16 protein-coding genes are annotated in these 17513 nt (G+C 49.5%); 12 read left to right on the top strand and 4 right to left on the bottom strand.

The genetic code is table 11. From position 1 onward, the window contains the following. Positions 1 to 8: 8 nt before the first annotated feature. From IQ217_RS07055 to IQ217_RS07030, 6 genes are all read left to right on the top strand, one after another. Positions 9 to 185 carry a PCP reductase family protein gene (locus tag IQ217_RS07055; protein ID WP_010873230.1) on the top strand — a complete coding sequence of 59 codons (177 nt, stop codon included), beginning with the start codon at positions 9 to 11 and terminating at the stop codon, positions 183 to 185. Positions 186 to 233: 48 nt separating this feature from the next. Continuing rightward, entirely contained in the window at positions 234 to 1229 is a 996-nt protein-coding gene (locus tag IQ217_RS07050) for a glycosyltransferase family 2 protein (RefSeq protein ID WP_194019403.1), read from the top strand. A 91-nt stretch (positions 1230 to 1320) separates the two neighbouring features. Beyond that, on the top strand, positions 1321 to 2937 hold the full coding sequence (locus IQ217_RS07045) for an alpha/beta hydrolase (protein WP_194019402.1): 1617 nt from the start codon (positions 1321 to 1323) through the stop codon (positions 2935 to 2937). Between the two features lie 93 nt (positions 2938 to 3030). Continuing rightward, the gene (gene gpmI, locus IQ217_RS07040) at positions 3031 to 4629 is read left to right on the top strand and encodes a 2,3-bisphosphoglycerate-independent phosphoglycerate mutase (RefSeq protein WP_190596915.1); all 1599 of its coding nucleotides are present in this window, start codon (positions 3031 to 3033) and stop codon (positions 4627 to 4629) included. 64 nt (positions 4630 to 4693) lie between these two features. Beyond that, the gene (secG, locus tag IQ217_RS07035; protein WP_010873234.1) at positions 4694 to 4927 is read left to right on the top strand and encodes a preprotein translocase subunit SecG; all 234 of its coding nucleotides are present in this window, start codon (positions 4694 to 4696) and stop codon (positions 4925 to 4927) included. A gap of 126 nt (positions 4928 to 5053) precedes the next feature. Continuing rightward, on the top strand, positions 5054 to 5839 hold the full coding sequence (locus tag IQ217_RS07030; RefSeq protein ID WP_194019401.1) for a matrixin family metalloprotease: 786 nt from the start codon (positions 5054 to 5056) through the stop codon (positions 5837 to 5839). 160 nt (positions 5840 to 5999) lie between these two features. Here the strand turns inward: IQ217_RS07030 and IQ217_RS07025 are convergent, their stop codons facing one another. The 4 genes from IQ217_RS07025 to IQ217_RS07010 form a co-directional block, all read right to left on the bottom strand. Further along, positions 6000 to 7310 carry a dihydrolipoamide acetyltransferase family protein gene (locus IQ217_RS07025; protein WP_194019400.1) on the bottom strand — a complete coding sequence of 437 codons (1311 nt, stop codon included), beginning with the start codon at positions 7308 to 7310 and terminating at the stop codon, positions 6000 to 6002. 359 nt (positions 7311 to 7669) lie between these two features. Beyond that, a complete protein-coding gene (locus IQ217_RS07020) occupies positions 7670 to 7951 on the bottom strand; it encodes a HigA family addiction module antitoxin (protein ID WP_194019399.1) in 282 nt (93 codons plus the stop codon). A 5-nt stretch (positions 7952 to 7956) separates the two neighbouring features. Then, complete coding sequence (locus IQ217_RS07015; RefSeq protein ID WP_194019398.1) at positions 7957 to 8250, bottom strand: type II toxin-antitoxin system RelE/ParE family toxin; 294 nt, start codon at positions 8248 to 8250, stop codon at positions 7957 to 7959. A gap of 180 nt (positions 8251 to 8430) precedes the next feature. Further along, positions 8431 to 10080 carry a bifunctional serine/threonine-protein kinase/formylglycine-generating enzyme family protein gene (locus IQ217_RS07010; protein WP_194019397.1) on the bottom strand — a complete coding sequence of 550 codons (1650 nt, stop codon included), beginning with the start codon at positions 10078 to 10080 and terminating at the stop codon, positions 8431 to 8433. A gap of 181 nt (positions 10081 to 10261) precedes the next feature. On the opposite strand from IQ217_RS07010, the gene IQ217_RS07005 reads away from it, so the two are divergent. The 6 genes from IQ217_RS07005 to trmL all read left to right on the top strand — a co-directional run bounded on the left by IQ217_RS07005 (position 10262) and on the right by trmL (position 16994). Beyond that, entirely contained in the window at positions 10262 to 10900 is a 639-nt protein-coding gene (locus IQ217_RS07005; protein ID WP_190596904.1) for a DUF3318 domain-containing protein, read from the top strand. 318 nt (positions 10901 to 11218) lie between these two features. Then, on the top strand, positions 11219 to 13561 hold the full coding sequence (locus tag IQ217_RS07000; RefSeq protein ID WP_194019396.1) for a heavy metal translocating P-type ATPase: 2343 nt from the start codon (positions 11219 to 11221) through the stop codon (positions 13559 to 13561). Positions 13562 to 13829: 268 nt separating this feature from the next. After that, on the top strand, positions 13830 to 14303 hold the full coding sequence (locus IQ217_RS06995; RefSeq protein WP_190596900.1) for an FHA domain-containing protein: 474 nt from the start codon (positions 13830 to 13832) through the stop codon (positions 14301 to 14303). A 32-nt stretch (positions 14304 to 14335) separates the two neighbouring features. Beyond that, positions 14336 to 15097: a YebC/PmpR family DNA-binding transcriptional regulator gene (locus IQ217_RS06990; RefSeq protein WP_194019395.1), complete on the top strand. Its 762-nt coding sequence runs from the start codon at positions 14336 to 14338 to the stop codon at positions 15095 to 15097. A gap of 107 nt (positions 15098 to 15204) precedes the next feature. Then, positions 15205 to 16374, top strand: coding sequence for a glutamate--cysteine ligase (gene gshA, locus IQ217_RS06985; protein WP_194019394.1), 1170 nt, complete (start codon positions 15205 to 15207; stop codon positions 16372 to 16374). Positions 16375 to 16532: 158 nt separating this feature from the next. Next, positions 16533 to 16994: a tRNA (uridine(34)/cytosine(34)/5-carboxymethylaminomethyluridine(34)-2'-O)-methyltransferase TrmL gene (gene trmL, locus IQ217_RS06980; RefSeq protein ID WP_194019393.1), complete on the top strand. Its 462-nt coding sequence runs from the start codon at positions 16533 to 16535 to the stop codon at positions 16992 to 16994. Positions 16995 to 17513 lie beyond the last annotated feature (519 nt).

Genomic DNA, 17513 nt, shown 5'->3' with positions numbered 1-17513 from the left:
ATCAATCCATGCAGTGGCAAGAATCCCTACCCTGGACCCCCGAAGCCCGGCAAAAGTTGAAGAATATCCCCTATTTTGCCCGGGTGCAAGCCCGTCAGCGGATTGAGCAGTTGGCTCGGCAGGCCGATCTAGATGAGGTCACCGTGGATTTGGTAGAACAAGCCCGTCTGGAGTTCGGCCAATGATTTGGTTCGACTTTTGGGGCTAAACCCACAGGACAATCCCCTTTCACCATGGCTACAAATTCACCAGGCCGGTCTGACATCAGGGTTTACAATGGCGATCGCCAGGGGCCAATGTATTCTTTGATTGTGCCGATTTATAACGAAGAAGATAATATTCCCGTGTTATATGATCGACTGAAGGCGGTCATGGATCAATTGGGAAGTACGGAATTAGTGCTGATTAATGATGGCAGTGGCGATCGTTCCCTGGAGATGATCCGGGCTTTGCACGGCCAGGATAAACGGGTCTGTTACCTTAGCTTTGCCCGTAACTTTGGTCATCAGGTGGCGGTGACGGCGGGGTTAAACTTCGCCCGGGGCCAGGCGGTGATTATTCTCGATGCAGATTTGCAGGATCCCCCCGAATTGGTGCCCCAATTGGTGGAACGGTGGCGAGAAGGCTACAGCGTGGTCTATGCCCAACGGGTCAAACGTCGTCAAGAAAGCTGGTTTAAGCGGCTAACGGCCTATGGATTCTACCGACTGTTGCAACGATTGGCGGACGTAAAAATTCCGGCCGATACAGGAGACTTTTGCCTAATGGACCGCCAGGTGGTGGATTTGCTCAACGCCATGCCGGAGAGAAATCGTTATATTCGGGGATTGAGGGCTTGGGTTGGCTTTCCCCAAACCGGTGTTAAATTTGAACGGGATCCTCGCCATGCCGGGGAGGTGAAATACACTTTTCGCAAATCCCTCCGTTTAGCTATCAATAGTCTGGTTTCCTTTTCCATTGTGCCCCTGCGTTTGGCCACCTATCTAGGGCTTTTAGCCGCTCTCCTGGCCATGGCTATGATGGTATTAGTTTTATACTGGCGGCTGTTCCAAACCAATTCCCCTTTAGATGGATTTGCCACAGTGGTAATTGCCAATCTGTTTTTTGGTGCGGTTCAGCTAATTTGCATTGGCATTTTAGGAGAATACATTGGCCGAATTTACGATGAAGTAAAAGGGCGGCCCCTATACACCTTGGCAGAAGTGGCCGGCTTTGAACAACTTCCTTAAAAAACAGTTTTGGATAACCTCAAAAAATATCCTCCCCAACTGATCTATCACTTTATTGCCAGATTAATTAACAATTTATTTTTCTGATGCCATGATTAACTTCAAACGCTTTTTAGGAATTGCCCTTACCTCCAGTTTTTTGGTCCTAGCTTCACCAAGGGCAATCAAAGGGGCAGAAACCATCACCTTTTCGATTATGCCCCTGGGACAATTTGATATTTCTGTGCAAAGCCTGACAACTTTTGCTGAAACTGGCACCATCGACCCAGATTTCAAATTTTATACCCAACATCTCAAGCCGGAAGAACTAGAAAAATTTCGTGGTTTATTAAACCATTCTTTTAAGCTCAATTCCATAGAAGCTTTTCGGTTTTTTAATACAACTTTTGGCAAGGAAATTGCCCAACAATTGAGCTATATTATTGCCGCTCCAACCAATGAAAGTCAACCCTTTTTGGAAGGGGCAATTATTACGGCGGCCCAAAATCCTGATGGCTTTAAAATTATCGATGTTATTAATGCCTATGGCGGCTCAGACTTGGTTTTAAACCTAGATACTTTTAAAAATACCATTGACCAAGCGGATAGTTTATACCAAGCCACTGATCGAATTTTTACCTGGTTGGGCAAACAGGACAGTCCCTCTCCCCCCGTGCCCCCCAACCTAAAACCCTTAGCCTTGGCTGAGCCTGGACCACAACAATGGAAAACCACTAATCTCACCATCCCCCGTCCCGACGGTCAACCAGTCAAAGTTTTTGTTTATCTACCCCAGGGCAACACTAAGCCTGTTCCCTTGGTGGTGATTGCCCCTGGCTTAAATTCTAATTTTCAGGCCTTTACCTACATTGCCGATCATTTGGCTTCCTATGGCTTTGCGATCGCCGGCATTGATTTTCCCGAAAGTGATGCAGCTCGGATGCAGGATTCCCTCCAGGGCCTAGATGCGTTTCCCAATCCCAATGCCTGGCTAGAACAACCCAAGGATGTCACCTTAGTGCTGGATACCCTGACTCAAAAAGCGGCCACAGACCCCGCTTGGCAGGGCAAATTTGACATTAACAATGTGGGAATTTTGGGTCACTCCCTCGGTGGCTACACGGCGATCGCCAGTGGAGGAGCCAGTTTGGAATGGCCCGCATTGCTCCAAGAATGCGAAAAGTTAAACCAGCCTAACCAAATCAACCTCAACCCCGCCCTACTCTGGCAATGCCAGGGGGTAGATAGTGCCCCACCCCTCTCCGACCTCCAGGATAAACGGATTAAAGCTGTGCTGGCCATTAACCCCGTCACCAACCCCATTTTTGGCCCCGATGGCATGAAAAACCTGGCCGTACCCACCCTGATTGTGGCCGGTAGTGATGATATTTTTGCTCCACCAGTGCCGGAACAAATCATTCCCTTTTCCCTGATTGAGGACACGGATAAATATCTGCTCTTAGTGCAAAATGCGACCCATTTGTCCTTCATTGCAGGTACGGAAAATCTGCCGGAAAAAATTGTTGGCCCTGGCCAGGATTTAGCCTATACCTACCTAAAAAGTTTAGGATTAGCTTTCTTTGATCTTTATCTCCAGCAAAATAGTGATTCGGCATTGTATTTGACGGATGAAGCAGTGCAAAGAATGAGTCAAGCTCCCCTGCCCTTACAACTAGTACAAAGCCTAACGCCGGCCCAACTTGAGCAGGCCATGGATATTAACAACTAATGCTTGGCCTAGGGCGGTAGTTGCCCCGGATGTTTTTGATGGTATTATCAATGGCATCTTTTGCAGACTTTTAACTGTAGTGAGGCAATAACCATGGCAGAGGCACCGATCGCCCCGGTGGTTCTGGTCATCCTAGATGGCTGGGGCTATCGCCCAGATACCCGCGCAAATGCAATTGCCCAGGCTAACACCCCCATTATGGATAGTCTGATCACGGCTTACCCCAATACCCTGGTGAATACCTCCGGGAAAGATGTGGGTTTGCCCAAAGGTCAAATGGGTAACTCCGAAGTTGGTCACCTCAATTTAGGCGCTGGGCGGGTGGTGCCCCAGGAGTTGGTACGTATTAGTGACGCCATTGAAGACGGTAGTTTTTTTGAGAATGAAGCCTTGGTGAAAGTTTGCCAACGAGTGCGCGATCGCCGTGGCAAATTGCATTTAATCGGTCTTTGTTCCGACGGGGGAGTTCACTCCCACATTGACCATCTTTTAGGGCTAATTGACTTGACTAAACTCCAAGGCATTAGTCAACTTTGCATCCACGCCATTACCGATGGCCGGGATACCCCCACCAATGAAGGGGCCCATTTTGTCCAACAAATCCAAGCCCATCTCGACAAAATTGGTTTGGGGCGTATTGTCAGTGTCAGTGGCCGCTATTACGCCCTCGACCGCGACCGCCGTTGGGACCGGGTGGAAAAGGCCTATCGAGTCATGACAGAGGATGGGGTAGGGGATGGCCGTAGTGCTGCCCAGGTGGTGAAAGATTATTACGCCAACGACATTACCGATGAATTTATTCCCCCCACTAGGGTAGGCACCGGGGCGATCGCCTCTGGGGACGGGGTCATCTTCTACAACTTTCGTCCCGACCGAGCTAGACAACTTTGCTACGCTTTGGTTAACCCCAGCTTTGATGGTTTTCCCAGGGAAAGGATTCAGCCCCTAGATTTTGTCACCTTCACCCAGTACGATCCTGCCCTGCCAGTGGTTGTGGCCTTTGAGCCGCAAAATCTGAATAACATTTTGGGAGAGATTGTTGCCCGCCACGGAATGAAGCAGTTCCGCACGGCAGAAACGGAAAAATATCCCCATGTCACCTACTTTTTCAATGGCGGTTTGGAACAACCCTTTGCCGGGGAAGACCGGGAGCTAATTCAAAGCCCCATGGTATCCACCTACGACAAAGCGCCCCAAATGTCTGCCAAAGCCGTTACCGATACGGTTTGTCGAGCCATGGAAAAAGGCATTTACTCCCTGGTGGTGGTCAACTATGCCAATCCCGATATGGTGGGGCACACCGGTAAACTCAAAGAAGCGATTCAGGCGATCGAAACCGTCGACCTCAATGTGGGACGCCTCCTGGCCAGTGCCGCTAAAATGGGGGGCACCGTGTTAATCACCGCCGACCATGGCAATGCGGAATATATGAGCGATGAGTCGGGTAATCCCTGGACTGCCCACACCACCAACCCAGTGCCGTTTATTTTGGTGGAAGGGGAAGGACGCAAAATTCCTGGCCATGGTGGCGAAGTCAAGCTGCGGGAAGGGGGGAAGCTGGCGGACATTGCCCCCACGATTTTGGATATTTTGCAGTTGCCTGTTCCAGCAGAAATGACCGGTAAAACCCTAATTGATCAGCCGTTGGTGGAAATTAAGACCAATCGCACTCCGGTTAACCTCTCCCGTTAGTTAGGGTGATGTAAACGCGCTAAAATGGGAAGCCTGCACGATCGCCGAGGGGCGCTAGATTGTTATGACTTTAATTACTGTTCTAAGAATTATTTGGATGGCTTCCGCCGCCCTGTTGACCGTACTGGTGTTGCTCCACAGCCCTAAAGGGGATGGCATTGCTGGCATTGGTGGCCAAGCCCAATTGTTTACCAGTGCCAAAAGTGCAGAAAAAACCCTCAACCAAGTGACCTGGACCCTGAGCATTATTTTCATTGGGCTGACCATCATTTTGAGTGCTGGCTGGCTGGCCAATTAAGTTAGGGGATATGGGGGACGATTTGACCCTTCTCGATCGCCAAAACTTCTTTGATCTGGCCAAGCTTTGGGCGATACTGCCTTAGGCGTTGGCGGTTGAGGGGTTTGCTCCACAGGGGTAAGAATTTTGAAAGAACGTATAAAACCCTGGGCCTATTTCCTGGCCCTATTGTTGTTGACTTTACTGCTGGTTAAGCTACCGGCGATCGCCAGCAATGGGGACAAGCCGACTTTACCAGCACTCCAAGTTCATCCCCTCCCCCCTGAATTGGTAGATTTGGGCATTAGCCTGGAGAATCGCAGTTTCCCTGGGGATGATGGCAGTGACTATTTTGCCCAAGTGCAATCTTCCCCCCTCGGGCATCTAGTCTGGTCTAGATTTCCTGTCACTGTAGCGGTGGATTATCCCCCCGCATTAACCCCCGGCAGTGCTGCCCAGAAACGTTACTACACCTGGCAACAGGCCATTAAAACGGCGATCGCCGACTGGCAAAGTGTTTTTCCCCTCACCATAGTTGAAAATACCACCGAGGCTGACATTGCCATTTTTTACCGGGAACCGCCCCTATCCCGCACAGTGGACCCAGAAACGGGCTTGGTTAGTTTTGGTCGAGCCCGCACCGCCCAGGCTAGCTATGAGTTTTATTGGACTGACACATCTCCACCTCAACTGCGTCACCGCATGGCGATCGCCATCAAACCGGGCCTAGCCCCCCTTTCCCTCCAAGGTACCGCCCGCCACGAATTAGGGCACGCCCTGGGCATTTGGGGGCACAGTGACCGCGAAGAAGATGCTTTATACCCAGCCCAGACTGCCGATGTACCGGCGATTTCCCCTAGGGATCTAAGAACCCTCTATCGGATTTACCAGCAACCCACCCGCCTCGGCTGGCCAGCACCGGTTACTGATTAGAAAACTTGAAAAAATTTTGATTCTTTTGTGAACTCGTTTGCCCAGTGCCATCTTGGACTTCAAACTTCCCCAGTAGCTGGCAAATGCGCCAAAAGACAATCCCCCAAAACTGAACGAGTTGGGGGACTTCTCCAGCCAAACTGACCTAGTTGGCAAAGGATTACATAGTCAAAGACTGAGCATTCTCTTCAATAATGGCGGCCAAATCCTTGAGGAAGGCGGCGGCGTGGGCCCCATAGATGACCCGATGGTCACAGGTGACGTTAACTCCCATTTGCCGTTTGGTACCAATTAAACCTTCTTCATTGGCCACCACCTGGGGTCGGGAAGCGCCCACGGCTAAAATTCCCCCCTGTCCCGGCGGCAGAATGGCGTCAAACCGGTCTACCCCAAACATACCTAAATTGGAAATGGTGAAAGTACCACTGCTGTATTCTTCGGGCTGTAACTGCTTGGCCCGGGCCCGGTCCACCAATTCCTTCCAACGGCGAGAGAGGGAATAGATATCCACTTGATCTGCGTTTTGCAACACCGGGGTAATTAAACCGCCATCCGGCATGGCCACCGCCAGGGCAATATTAATATCTTTATGGTAAGTAATACCTTGGTCTGTATAGCTGGCATTGACAATGGGATGTTTTTTCAAAGCCAGGGCCACTGCTTTGGCCAACAGGGCGGTCATGGTCACCCCTTTGCCCTTGATTTGCTTATAAAGTTGGTCCAACCCATCGGTGGTGATGGTGTAGCCCACCCGGAACGTGGGAGCGGCCATGGCGGCCACCATATTTTGCACCAAAGCCTTTTGGAAAGTGGTCAGGGGCACTGTCTGACCGACGGGAACACTGGGGGGAGTGGGGGTAGATGTTGCCGCTGGAGCAGGGGCAGGAGATGCTTTCGGGGCAGGGGCACTGGGGGAAGCGATGGGAGCACTGACAGGTTTGCCGGCGGCACCTTCAATATCGGCGGCCACAATTCTGCCGTGGGGACCGGTGCCAGCCACGGTGGCCAGATCAACTTTTAATTCTTTGGCTAGTTTTTTCGCCCGGGGGGAAGCAACAATCCTGCCACTACCCTTGCCATTGCCATGGCCATTACTGCTGGGGGTAGGGGCTGTTTCTGTGGCAGTTGCAGTGGCGATCGCCGCTGGTTCCGGTTGTTGGGGGGCTGGAGCAGGGGGCGCACTGGAGGAACCACCAGAGCCTGCTTTAGCTTGAGCTTCGGCAATTTCTGCTTCCGTTTCCGCCACTAACCCGAGGGTTGCTCCCACGGGGGCTTCTTCCCCTGCTGGGACTAGAATAGCGGCCAGGTAACCTTCATTAAAGGACTCCACGTCCATATCGGCCTTGTCCGATTCCACCACCAAGACAGTTTCGCCTTTTTCTACTTTGTCGCCGGGGGACTTAGTCCAGGAAACGATTTTACCCTCGGTCATGGTGGAACTCAGGGCCGGCATGAAAATGTCGTAGATCATGGTGGTTGTATCTCTTAAATCTCTTTGGGGATCCCTTGGTATGCAGGGAGTTAAAACCTGGGCAGACGGTTTAAATTCTATCAAATCATTGCACGAGAAAACCCTAACTAAAGCTCCAGTGGCATTTGGGATGGGGGTGGGTTGATCGCCTTAATTGCCTTTGAGGTGGTCAGGTGGTTATAGCAAAAAACCAAACTTAATGCTTTCCCTAGCATCAGACCCCTGAGAGATTGAGGGCGATCGCCGTTCTTGAATATTTAACGCTGTGGCAAATGTAGCCTAATACAACTAAAGTACTGCAGTCAATCAAGAATAAATATTTCTGGCTCAGACTATCGCATCCTCCAACAACAAATTCTTCAAACTTTTATTGCTTGTTTGGTTTCTTGTGGTTTGTTTAAGGCTAAGTCATAATTAGTCTGTAAGTTCATCCAAAACTGTGGTGTAGTATCAAAAGCTTGAGCTAATAACCAGGCTATTTTGGGGGTAATTTCATTTTTTTCTTGAATAATTTCATTGATTTGTTTTACTGAAATATTCAAATAAGTGGCTAGGGTTTCTTGGGTGATGTTCATGGGTTCAAGAAATTCTTCTAAGAGAATGATTCCGGGATGGGTGGGGAGGCGATTGGTTGGGAGCATATTATTTAATCGTGATAATCAATAATTTGGACTTGACTGACATTACCATTTTGCCATTGAAAAATGATTCGCCATTGGTTGTTAATCCGAATACTATAAAATCCTTTTAAGTTTCCCTTGAGTGCTTCTAAACGATTGCCGGGGGGACTATTTAGTTCTTCCAACTTCTCAACAGCGTTTAAAATATCCAATTTATTCAAGGCTTTTTGTGTAATCTCAGATGGGATTTTTCTTGAATTTCGGCTATTGATGCCGTTGAACAGGTCAGCAGTTGCTTGGTTGCCAAAGGACGTAATCAATTTTTGCTTTGAAGTTAGTTGACCGTGTGTATTTGACGTAAATATTGTACACTTCGCATTATAATTCGCTGCCCTAATTATTAACACATCCCACTGGGCTGATTATTTCTAGCTACACAAAACAGACCGATGAAAGCGAGAACTAAAAAAGGAAAAAGCAAAAAATAACCAAGTCTTGCCTCAGCCTAGCGCTAAACGAAAACCGCTGTAATTATACCTGTAGTTAAGATTGCTGCTGCCACGGTTAGCGCAACGACAGTTTTCGGAGTAGTTGCCCCAAGAACCTCCCCGAACTACACGGAAGTTATTTTGAGAACGACTATTAATCCAGGAAGTTCCATCTACAGAGGCCCCCCTGTAGTTCTCATGCCAGCTATCCTCACACCACTCCCACACATTGCCGTGCATATCATACAGTCCCCAGAAATTGGGGTTTTTTTGGCCCACAGGATGGGTTCTTGCGGCAGAGTTCTGGGAATACCAGGCATAATTTCCTAGCTCTACTGGATTATCTCCAAAGGAGTAGTGGGTGGTGGTTCCAGCCCGGCAAGCATATTCCCATTCCGCTTCACTGGCTAATCTATAATTTTTCTTAGTAAGATTGGATAACTTGTGACAAAACTCTTGACAATTGTCCCAAGAAACACGTTCTACTGGATTTTTTAGATCATTCCTAAAATCAGAAGGATTATTTTCCATCACCACTTGCCATTGTTCCTGAGTGACTGGATATTTACCCAAATAAAATTCTTTCAAAATGACTCGATGGATTGGTTTTTCATCATTACTTTGATTCGAGCCCATCATAAAACTACCAGCAGGAATTTTTATCATTTCTAATTTCACTCCTCCAGGTAAAATGTCAATTAGAGTTTGTGTGTTTCCTGACTGCAGTTGGGTTTTGGGTATAGTCGGTATCTTGACGTTCGTCTGGGTGGAAACTTTTGGAGTTATAAAGCCCAGATCTTTTAGCGCATCGGCAGCACTTTGATAGCGTTTTTTCACTCCCAAACTCACCAGCTTTTCTAAAATATTGTCTAACTCATTACTCACTGAATTATTGACTAAATAATCCCGCCAGCACCATTCATGTTCTCCCTGGTCAAATAAGTCAAAGGGGGAAATTCCCGTTAATAAATTCAAGCAAGTAACGCCTAAGCTGTACAAATCACTGGCATTGACCGCTTTACCATTCATCTGCTCCGGGGCCACATATTCCGCCGAGCCAATTATGGTTCCCGTGACCGAGCGATTTCCAGGCTCGACAGCCTTAGCTGCGCCAAAATCCACCAAAACCAATTTTTGATCCGACTGGCGACGAATAATATTTTCCGGTTTAATGTCCCGGTGAATTACCTGATGACTATGAATAAATTCCAACACTGGCAACAAGTCCATCAACAGTGCTCGAATTTTTTCCTCATTAAAAACCCCTTTGCTTTCTAACTCCTGGGCTAAATTTTCTCCCTCGATATATTCTTGAACTAAATATTGACGCTGGTCATCGGCAATGAAATAGGCCAGCAATTCTGGTATTTGCCCATGATTGCCCAAATCATCCAGGCGTTTTGCTTCTTCCTGGAATAACTCCGCCGCCTTGCCCAAAGATCCAGTTCCCTGCCCCTGGGGAAAAAATTGCTTAATCACACAACGGGGTTGGGATGGCTTATCCAAATCCACCGCCAGAAAAGTTTTACCAAATCCTCCCTGGCCAATCAGCTTTAAAGCCTGGTAACGATCCTTGAGCCAAAGCTTTTGACCGCATTTTTGACAAAATTTATGGGTGACTGGGTTAACCGCTAGACAATCGGGGTTAAGACACTGGCTCATGGCTTTATCAATACAGACCTATGACTTACTATGATGCTCCAAATTCATCAACTCAACCCACGAAAAACGAAATTTATCGGGTTGCTGGCGATCGCCTTGGCGGTGGGCCAAAGGAAAATGTCAAAATGGGTTAGGATTATCCAGATCCACTGTTGATCAGTCAAGAAAATAGCAAACTGCCATGACCTCCTACTCCTCTGCAACGGCCCGCGCTGAAATGAGTGAACTACGGCGCTTGAAAAGTTTACTGCCGCCGGAACTCCAAAGTTGGGTAATGGTGGAAGGTAGCACCGAAGTTAACCCCCCCCTGATCCGTTCGGAGGAGTTGGGCCGGGATGAGATTGAAATTCAGGTGGATTTGGCCAAATGGGAAAACCTGGCCATTGACCAGCGGAATTTACTGTTTTGGCACGAAGTAGCCCGCGTCCAGAGCGATACCATTCCCCGGGAAGGTTGGGAAATGGCGGCCCTGGCCATTGGTTTAGGGGGGGCTGTGGGAGAACTGTGGGTGCAAGATGGATTGCTGTTGCTCCTGGCCTTGGGATTATGTGGCATTTCTGGCTATCGGCTCTGGCAAAAAAATAACGGCGACAAACGGATCAAAGAGGCGATCGAGGCGGACGAAAAGGCCATTACCCTTGCTACCCGTTTTGGTTACACCCTGCCCAATGCCTATAAAAGTCTTGGTAGTGCTTTCAAAACTTTAATTGAACAAACCCCCAATCGCCGCCAACGTAAACAGTATGAAACCCGTCTTCAGGCTTTGCGCCAAAGTGCGGCCAAAATGAAAGCTAAAACCCAAAAGGCTAAAGCTCTCTAAACATTGTTGGTTTGAATAGTAATTAGGATCTAAGTCCCTTGCCCTGGCGTAGGCTGACACGGCCATTGGTTAATTATTTGTCTATAAATGCTGTTGCTAAGGGGAGTTCTGGGCTTTTGAAGAGGGCTTAGTAAATAACTTGCGACCATCCATTGATCAATTGAAGACATTGGCAAGATGGAGGACTTTAACTTTAACAAGGACAGGGAGTGCTGGTCCGATCGCCGATCCTGGGGCAGATAGCAAAATTGCTTGGTAAGGTGGAAAAAATTCCCCCATGATTGGGACTGATGCCCTGTTTACTTTATTACCTCTACCATGGTTCAACTTTCCCCGACCCCTGCATCAACCCTGACTAACAACGATGACAATGGGCAAAATCAGGCCAGTAGTCTAACCCTCGATGTGGGCGGTATGAAGTGTGCGGGTTGCGTAGCGGCGGTGGAAAGGCAATTGGGTCAATTAGCCGGGGTGACAGACAGTTGCGTCAATTTAGTTACAGCAGTGGCGGTGGTACGCTATGCTCCGGAAAAAATTACTCCCCAGGCGATCGCCGAACATTTGAGTCAGCGGGGATTTCCCAGCCAAATTCGTCAGGGCCACGGGGGCATTGCTTTAGCAACGGCGGAAAACGGCAGTAAAGAAAACGTTAACTGGGGCTTGGCCATTGCCCTGGTGTTACTGCTCCTATCGGCACTGGGCCATCTGAGCCATTTCGGTGGCCCCATGATTCCCTTTTTCCATCACCCTGTATTCCACTGGGGTCTGGCTACTTTGGCGATCGCCATACCGGGGCGGGAAATTTTCTTCGATGGTTGGCGGGGTTTACGATTTGGCCATGCCAACATGAATACCTTGGTGGCCCTGGGTACTGGCAGTGCCTACCTCACCAGTTGCATTGCCTGGATTTGGCCCGGGTTGGGCTGGGAATGTTTTTTCGATGAGCCAGTGATGCTATTGGGGGTGCTACTGCTGGGCAGAACCCTAGAAAGTAAGGCCAGACAAAAAGCTAAATCTGCTTTGACGGAACTGTTAGCCCTGCAACCTTCCTTAGCCAGACTGGTGGGCAGGGGAGATACAAAAGGGGAAACTGGCATTGAAATTCCCGTGGAACAGGTGCGGGTGGGGGAATGGGTGCAGGTGTTACCAGGAGAGAAAATTCCGGTGGACGGCATTTTAGTGGCGGGAAAAACCCTGGTGGATGAGTCCCTCTTGACGGGGGAATCCCTGCCCGTGGAGAAAAAAATTGATGACGCGGTCATTGCCGGAGCTTGGAATCAGTCCGGGGCCATTACCATTGCGGCTACCCACATTGGGGCAGACACCACCTTGGCTCGCATTATCCAACTGGTGGAAACGGCCCAAACCCAAAAAGCTCCCATGCAACGGTTAGCGGATCAGGTGGCGGGCTGGTTTGCCTATGGCGTGATGGCGATCGCCTTGGGAACGTTGACCTTTTGGACCACGGTGGGGCAATCATTTTTCCCCCAGATGGTTACGGGCACAGGACTTTCTCCTCTTTTATTAGCCCTTAAACTAAGCGTTTCGGTGTTAGTCGTGGCCTGTCCCTGTGCCCTCGGCTTAGCCACCCCCACTGCAATTTTGGTGGGCACCAGTTTAGGGGCTGAACAGGGCATTCTGATCAAAGGAGGCAACATTTTAGAAATTCTCCAGCGCACTACGGTGATGGCCTTCGATAAAACGGGCACCCTCACCCAGGGCAATTTACAGCTAACGGATACGTTTCCGGTGATAGATATTCCAGCGGCCCAGTTGTTGACCTTAGCGGCCTCGGTGGAGCAGGGAACCCGCCATCCCCTAGCCCAAGGATTAATCTCCAGTGCCCAAGATCTGGAACTTTTGCCAGTGGAGAATATTGAAACGGAAGCGGGGCAAGGGGTTCAAGGTTGGTACCAAGGCGATCTCCTATTGGTGGGGAATCAACAATGGCTCATGGAAAAGGGAGTAATGTGGCACTCCCAATGGCAAACAGAGGTGGATCAACTACGTAACCAGGGAAAAACGGTTATTTTTGTGGCCCGCAATCAACAGTTGCAAGGATTTTTAGCCCTGCAGGATACCCTCCGCCCGGAAGCTAAGGCCACCATTGCCCAACTGAAACATTGGGGTATTACTCCCCTATTGTTAACCGGTGACCATCCCACCATCGCCGAGGCGATCGCCATGGAGGTGGGCATTGCAGAATTCCAGGCCCAGATGACACCCCAGGCCAAGGTGGCTAAAATTAAGGCAATGCAAGGGTTAGATCCGGCCTCAGTGGTGGCTATGGTGGGGGACGGTATCAATGATGCTCCAGCCCTAGCCCAGGCCAATGTGGGCATTTCCCTCTCCGGGGCAACGGCGGTGGCCATGGAAACGGCGGATGTGGTGTTAATGCGCTCCCAATTGTCCGATGTGCTCAAAGCCTTGACCCTAAGTCGTGCCACAGTGGCTAAAATCAAGCAGAATCTACTTTGGGCCCTAGGTTACAATCTGGTGGCTGTGCCCCTGGCCGCTGGGGCGTTTTTGCCTAGTTTTGCCATTGTGCTGACTCCGGCGATCGCCGCCGCTATGATGGCCAGTAGCTCCATTGTGGTGGTGTTGAATGCCCTGAGCTTGCGGTACCAGTTTTCCTCTGCCCCAGAACGGAATCGAGACTAAGGGGGGTCTAGAAGTTGTAGTCTGGTAACTTCTCCCCCCCCGGAAGACCCAGGCAACACGTTCAAGCCTGATTGTTGTCACCATGGGCGACCCAGAGGGTGGCCGGCACCAACTTTTAGCTACCACTAGGGATTGCTAGATTAGCTTGGTTAATATTGATTGAGGTGAGTCACTGACCTTTTGCTCAATTTTCCGCTGTAGACTAACCTCCGGGTTGGAAGTTTAGTGAGTCCGTCACCGTCCGCCTTTGTTCTTTTTTCCCTTGGCCATGTCTGATCCCTCGGCAAAACCCCTGCAAGAGCACGTTCTGATCATTTCAGATGACGGTGGCCGTCGGGAAGTTTTACTAACTGAAACCTTCTATACCATCGGGCGATCGCCAAGGGCCGACATCCGCATCAAATCCCAATTTGTTTCCCGTATCCATGCGGTGCTGGTGCGTAAATCCTCCGAAGATGTTCAGGCGGCTTACCGGATTATTGACGGCGATGAAGATGGGCAGAGTAGTGTTAATGGTTTGATGATCAACGGCAAAAAAAGACAAGAACATACCATCCAGACTGGAGACGAAATTGTCATGGGTCCCCAGGTCTCCGTGCGCTACGAGTACCGCCGTCGGGATCAATTTGGCACTATTCCGGGTAACGAACAATTTGATATTACCCTCATTGACCCTGGCATGATCGAGGATGAGGAGGAAATCCCCACCTCTGTTTCTTCCTCTCCCCCAGAAATGGAATAATTATGGGGGTGTTCGTTAGACGGTAATGACCAATGGGCGGTCGTAAATGGCAAAGTATTAAACGACAAAAAGCAAGGGTGGATGCCCAAAAAGGTAAAACCACCACCCAATTATCCAGGGCCATCATTGTGGCCGCTCGCCAAGGTATCCCGGATCCGGCGGGCAACTTTCAACTGCGGACAGCCATTGAAAAAGCTAGGGCCGCAGGGGTTCCCAATGACAGCATCGACCGGGCGATCGCCAAGGGGGCCGGAACCTATGAAGATGGAGAAAGTAACTACGAAGAAATGCGCTATGAAGGCTATGGCCCAGGGGGAGTAGCGGTGTTAATTGAAGCCCTCACCGATAATCGCAACCGTACGGCGGCGGATCTACGGGCGGCGTTCAGCAAAAAAGGGGGGAATTTGGGGGAAACCGGTTGTGTCAGTTGGATGTTTAGCAAAAAAGGAGTAATTCGCTTGGAGGGGGAACTGGAGGAGGAAAAATTGCTGGAAGCTTTGCTGGAGGGGGAAGGGGAACGTTACGAATGGCTAGACGAGGAAGATGGGGGCGGTGTGGAAGTTTTCAGTGAGGTAAGTCAACTGGAAAGCCTCAACCAAGTGTTACAGAACCATGGCTTTGCCATTGCAGAGACGGAACTGCGTTGGTTGCCGGAAAACACCATGGAAATTGCTGACCCAGACCAGGCCAAAGCCCTTATGCAAATGATTGAAACGCTAGAATTCTTGGACGATGTGCAATCGGTCACGAGCAACTTTGAGTTAACGGAAGAGTTGTTAGCCCTGGCGGGGTAGGCGGTGAGATACTAGGAAAGCGGAGTGGTGATTTATTTTCAGCGCCTTTCCGTATTTACTGTTTCCTGGTGGTCTTCCCCCCAATTAATTTTAAAGAGGCGAGTGCAGTGCAGTTGACTAAAGGGTTAGAAGTCGAAATCTATACCGGCAAGAAGACCGGGGAGATTGTGGGGCTTTCCGATCGCATTGTGCGGGATTTAAGTGGATTTGTGCGGGAGCCGGACAGCCGCAATGTGGAATACACTACGCCCCCTATAAATAGCTATGATCGCCTGTTGTGTGCCATCCTCCAGCCCCGTCGCCAATTGCGCCATTACCTCAGTCAATTGGGGCAAGACTACACTTTAATACCAGGCAGTTGCCTGGCCCTGGGGGGGACGGACACCTTTTACCGTTCTGACCCCCAAAATCCCTACCACACTTACATCGAACAGACCTACGGCACCCAGGTGGTCACCGCCAGTATTCACATTAATATCGGCATTGGGGACGTGGAGGAGTTGATGCGGGCCTGTCGTTTGGTGCGGATGGAAGCACCTCTATATTTGGCCCTTAGTGCCTCTTCCCCTTTTTTAAATGGCCAGGTAACCGGCTACCATTCCAGTCGTTGGCAGATGTTCCCCAAAACCCCCCAGGAAGTGCCCCTGTTTACGAGCCATGCCCATTTTGTGCAATGGACAGAGGAGCAATTGACCCTGGGCACTATGCAAAATGTCCGCCATCTTTGGTCAGCGGTGCGTCCCAACGGCGATAATCGACCCCATAACCTGAACCGTTTGGAGTTACGGATCTGCGATTTGGTCACTAACCCCCTTTCTCTTTTGGCGATCGTGGCCCTACTGGAGGCCCGTTTACAACAAATGCTGGCTGACCCCACCCTAGACCCCCTTCAGCAAAGCCAGCTTACCCCCTCAGAATTGCTGACCCTAGCGGATCAAAACGAAATGGATGCCGCCGTCGGTAGTTTGCACAGTACCCTGCACCATTGGCGAGATGGCCGGGCGATCGCCGCCAGGGAATGGATTGAGGAGTTATACCAGTCCGTACAGCCGGAAGCTAAATACCAAGGCTTTGCTTGCTTTTTGCCCCCATTGTTGAAAATTCTGCGGGAAGGCAACATGGCCCAACAATGGCTGAGCCAATATGAACGGGGTAAAAGTACCCAAACCATTGTCCAGGAGGCGATTCTCCAAACGGAGACGGAGGAAGCCATGCTGGCCCAGGACCTCTGTTTACCCCTAACCAAAGCCCGGGATGAAATACTGAGTTTAGTCTGATGGCCTCAGTAGCTGATAAAAAATCATAAACTTTTGCCGAGGGGACAGTTTAATAACTGTTGTTTATCGATAGTTTGTGATCTCCATCACTGACATGGGAAAATATTTCTGACCATTTTTCGCATAAATCCTGATTAAATCCCGCAAAAATAACCTTTATGGTGAAAGTTGTCCTAGTTAATCCCCAAATACCCCCCAATACTGGCAATATCGCCCGAACTTGTGCCGCCACTGGGACAGAATTACATTTGGTCGGCCCCCTGGGTTTTGAACTAGGCGATCGCTATCTCAAACGGGCAGGATTAGACTATTGGCCCTATGTTGACCTCCATTATCACAATAGTTGCGAAGAATTTATTGCCCATTGGCGTACCCAGGGGGGTAACCTGCTCGGTTTTAGCGTCACTGGCACGGTTAATTTTTGGGACTATACTTACCAGCCCACGGATTGGCTGATGATGGGCAGTGAAACAGATGGTTTACCCCAGATGATGCGGGATTTATCGACCCAGTTACTTTGCATTCCCATGCCCCACTGTGAGGTGAGGAGCTTGAATTTAGCCTCCAGCACCGCCATCGCCCTGTTTGAGGCCAGGCGACAGTTACGCAGTCTTGGTTAGGAAGCTCTGCCACTGCAATGGGATGGGGCAAAAGTGACAAAATCGAACTAATGAACTGATAAGAAATTGTGATGGCTGGAGCGAATTAGCCAAGGTCTCGATTCAATTAAAATTTCTGATTAAAAATAGACCTAGAACTGATGGTTCTAGGCGATCGCCGGGGGATTTTTTCCGAGAAAAGTAGGCAAAGCAGCTAGGGAAAAAGCTTGGCAGGGTAAGGAAATTTGCCAGAAACAAAAAGCGGAGACCTACGTCTAGGGGGTCAGTTAACCACTGATCTAAATTCGTTACTATTTTTCACAACTCTGTAAAAACAGGAATTTCTACCAGCTTGTCGAATCATTGAAAGCAGGTTAATCTTTCTTAGCAGTCTTCATTCTTCATTAGGTATATTGGCTCAGTCAGATTCAGTCGTGGAATTTAATCTCCCATCAAACCTGAAATGGCTGTGGCGGTCTAACAATCTAGCTCTAGGTTTTAGGCTCATTCACACACAAGGAGGTTCTTCTTGAAAGACGT

The sequence above is a fragment of the Synechocystis salina LEGE 00031 genome (assembly GCF_015207985.1).
In the GTDB taxonomy this organism is placed as follows: Bacteria; Cyanobacteriota; Cyanobacteriia; order Cyanobacteriales; family Microcystaceae; genus Synechocystis; species Synechocystis salina.
This window is presented reverse-complemented; position numbering and strand designations above follow the sequence as displayed.

What these genes read in the sequence shown, in the direction of transcription:
- trmL (WP_194019393.1), top strand. Translation starts at nt 16,533, where the DNA reads ATGGTGAAAGTTGTCCTAGTTAATCCCCAAATACCCCCCAATACTGGC.
- IQ217_RS07000 (WP_194019396.1), top strand. Translation starts at nt 11,219, where the DNA reads ATGGTTCAACTTTCCCCGACCCCTGCATCAACCCTGACTAACAACGAT.
- IQ217_RS07055 (WP_010873230.1), top strand. Translation starts at nt 9, where the DNA reads ATGCAGTGGCAAGAATCCCTACCCTGGACCCCCGAAGCCCGGCAAAAG.
- IQ217_RS07025 (WP_194019400.1), bottom strand. Translation starts at nt 7,310, where the DNA reads ATGATCTACGACATTTTCATGCCGGCCCTGAGTTCCACCATGACCGAG.
- IQ217_RS07020 (WP_194019399.1), bottom strand. Translation starts at nt 7,951, where the DNA reads ATGCTCCCAACCAATCGCCTCCCCACCCATCCCGGAATCATTCTCTTA.
- IQ217_RS06990 (WP_194019395.1), top strand. Translation starts at nt 14,336, where the DNA reads ATGGGCGGTCGTAAATGGCAAAGTATTAAACGACAAAAAGCAAGGGTG.
- secG (WP_010873234.1), top strand. Translation starts at nt 4,694, where the DNA reads ATGACTTTAATTACTGTTCTAAGAATTATTTGGATGGCTTCCGCCGCC.
- IQ217_RS07050 (WP_194019403.1), top strand. Translation starts at nt 234, where the DNA reads ATGGCTACAAATTCACCAGGCCGGTCTGACATCAGGGTTTACAATGGC.
- IQ217_RS06995 (WP_190596900.1), top strand. Translation starts at nt 13,830, where the DNA reads ATGTCTGATCCCTCGGCAAAACCCCTGCAAGAGCACGTTCTGATCATT.
- gpmI (WP_190596915.1), top strand. Translation starts at nt 3,031, where the DNA reads ATGGCAGAGGCACCGATCGCCCCGGTGGTTCTGGTCATCCTAGATGGC.
- IQ217_RS07045 (WP_194019402.1), top strand. Translation starts at nt 1,321, where the DNA reads ATGATTAACTTCAAACGCTTTTTAGGAATTGCCCTTACCTCCAGTTTT.
- IQ217_RS07005 (WP_190596904.1), top strand. Translation starts at nt 10,262, where the DNA reads ATGACCTCCTACTCCTCTGCAACGGCCCGCGCTGAAATGAGTGAACTA.
- IQ217_RS07010 (WP_194019397.1), bottom strand. Translation starts at nt 10,080, where the DNA reads ATGAGCCAGTGTCTTAACCCCGATTGTCTAGCGGTTAACCCAGTCACC.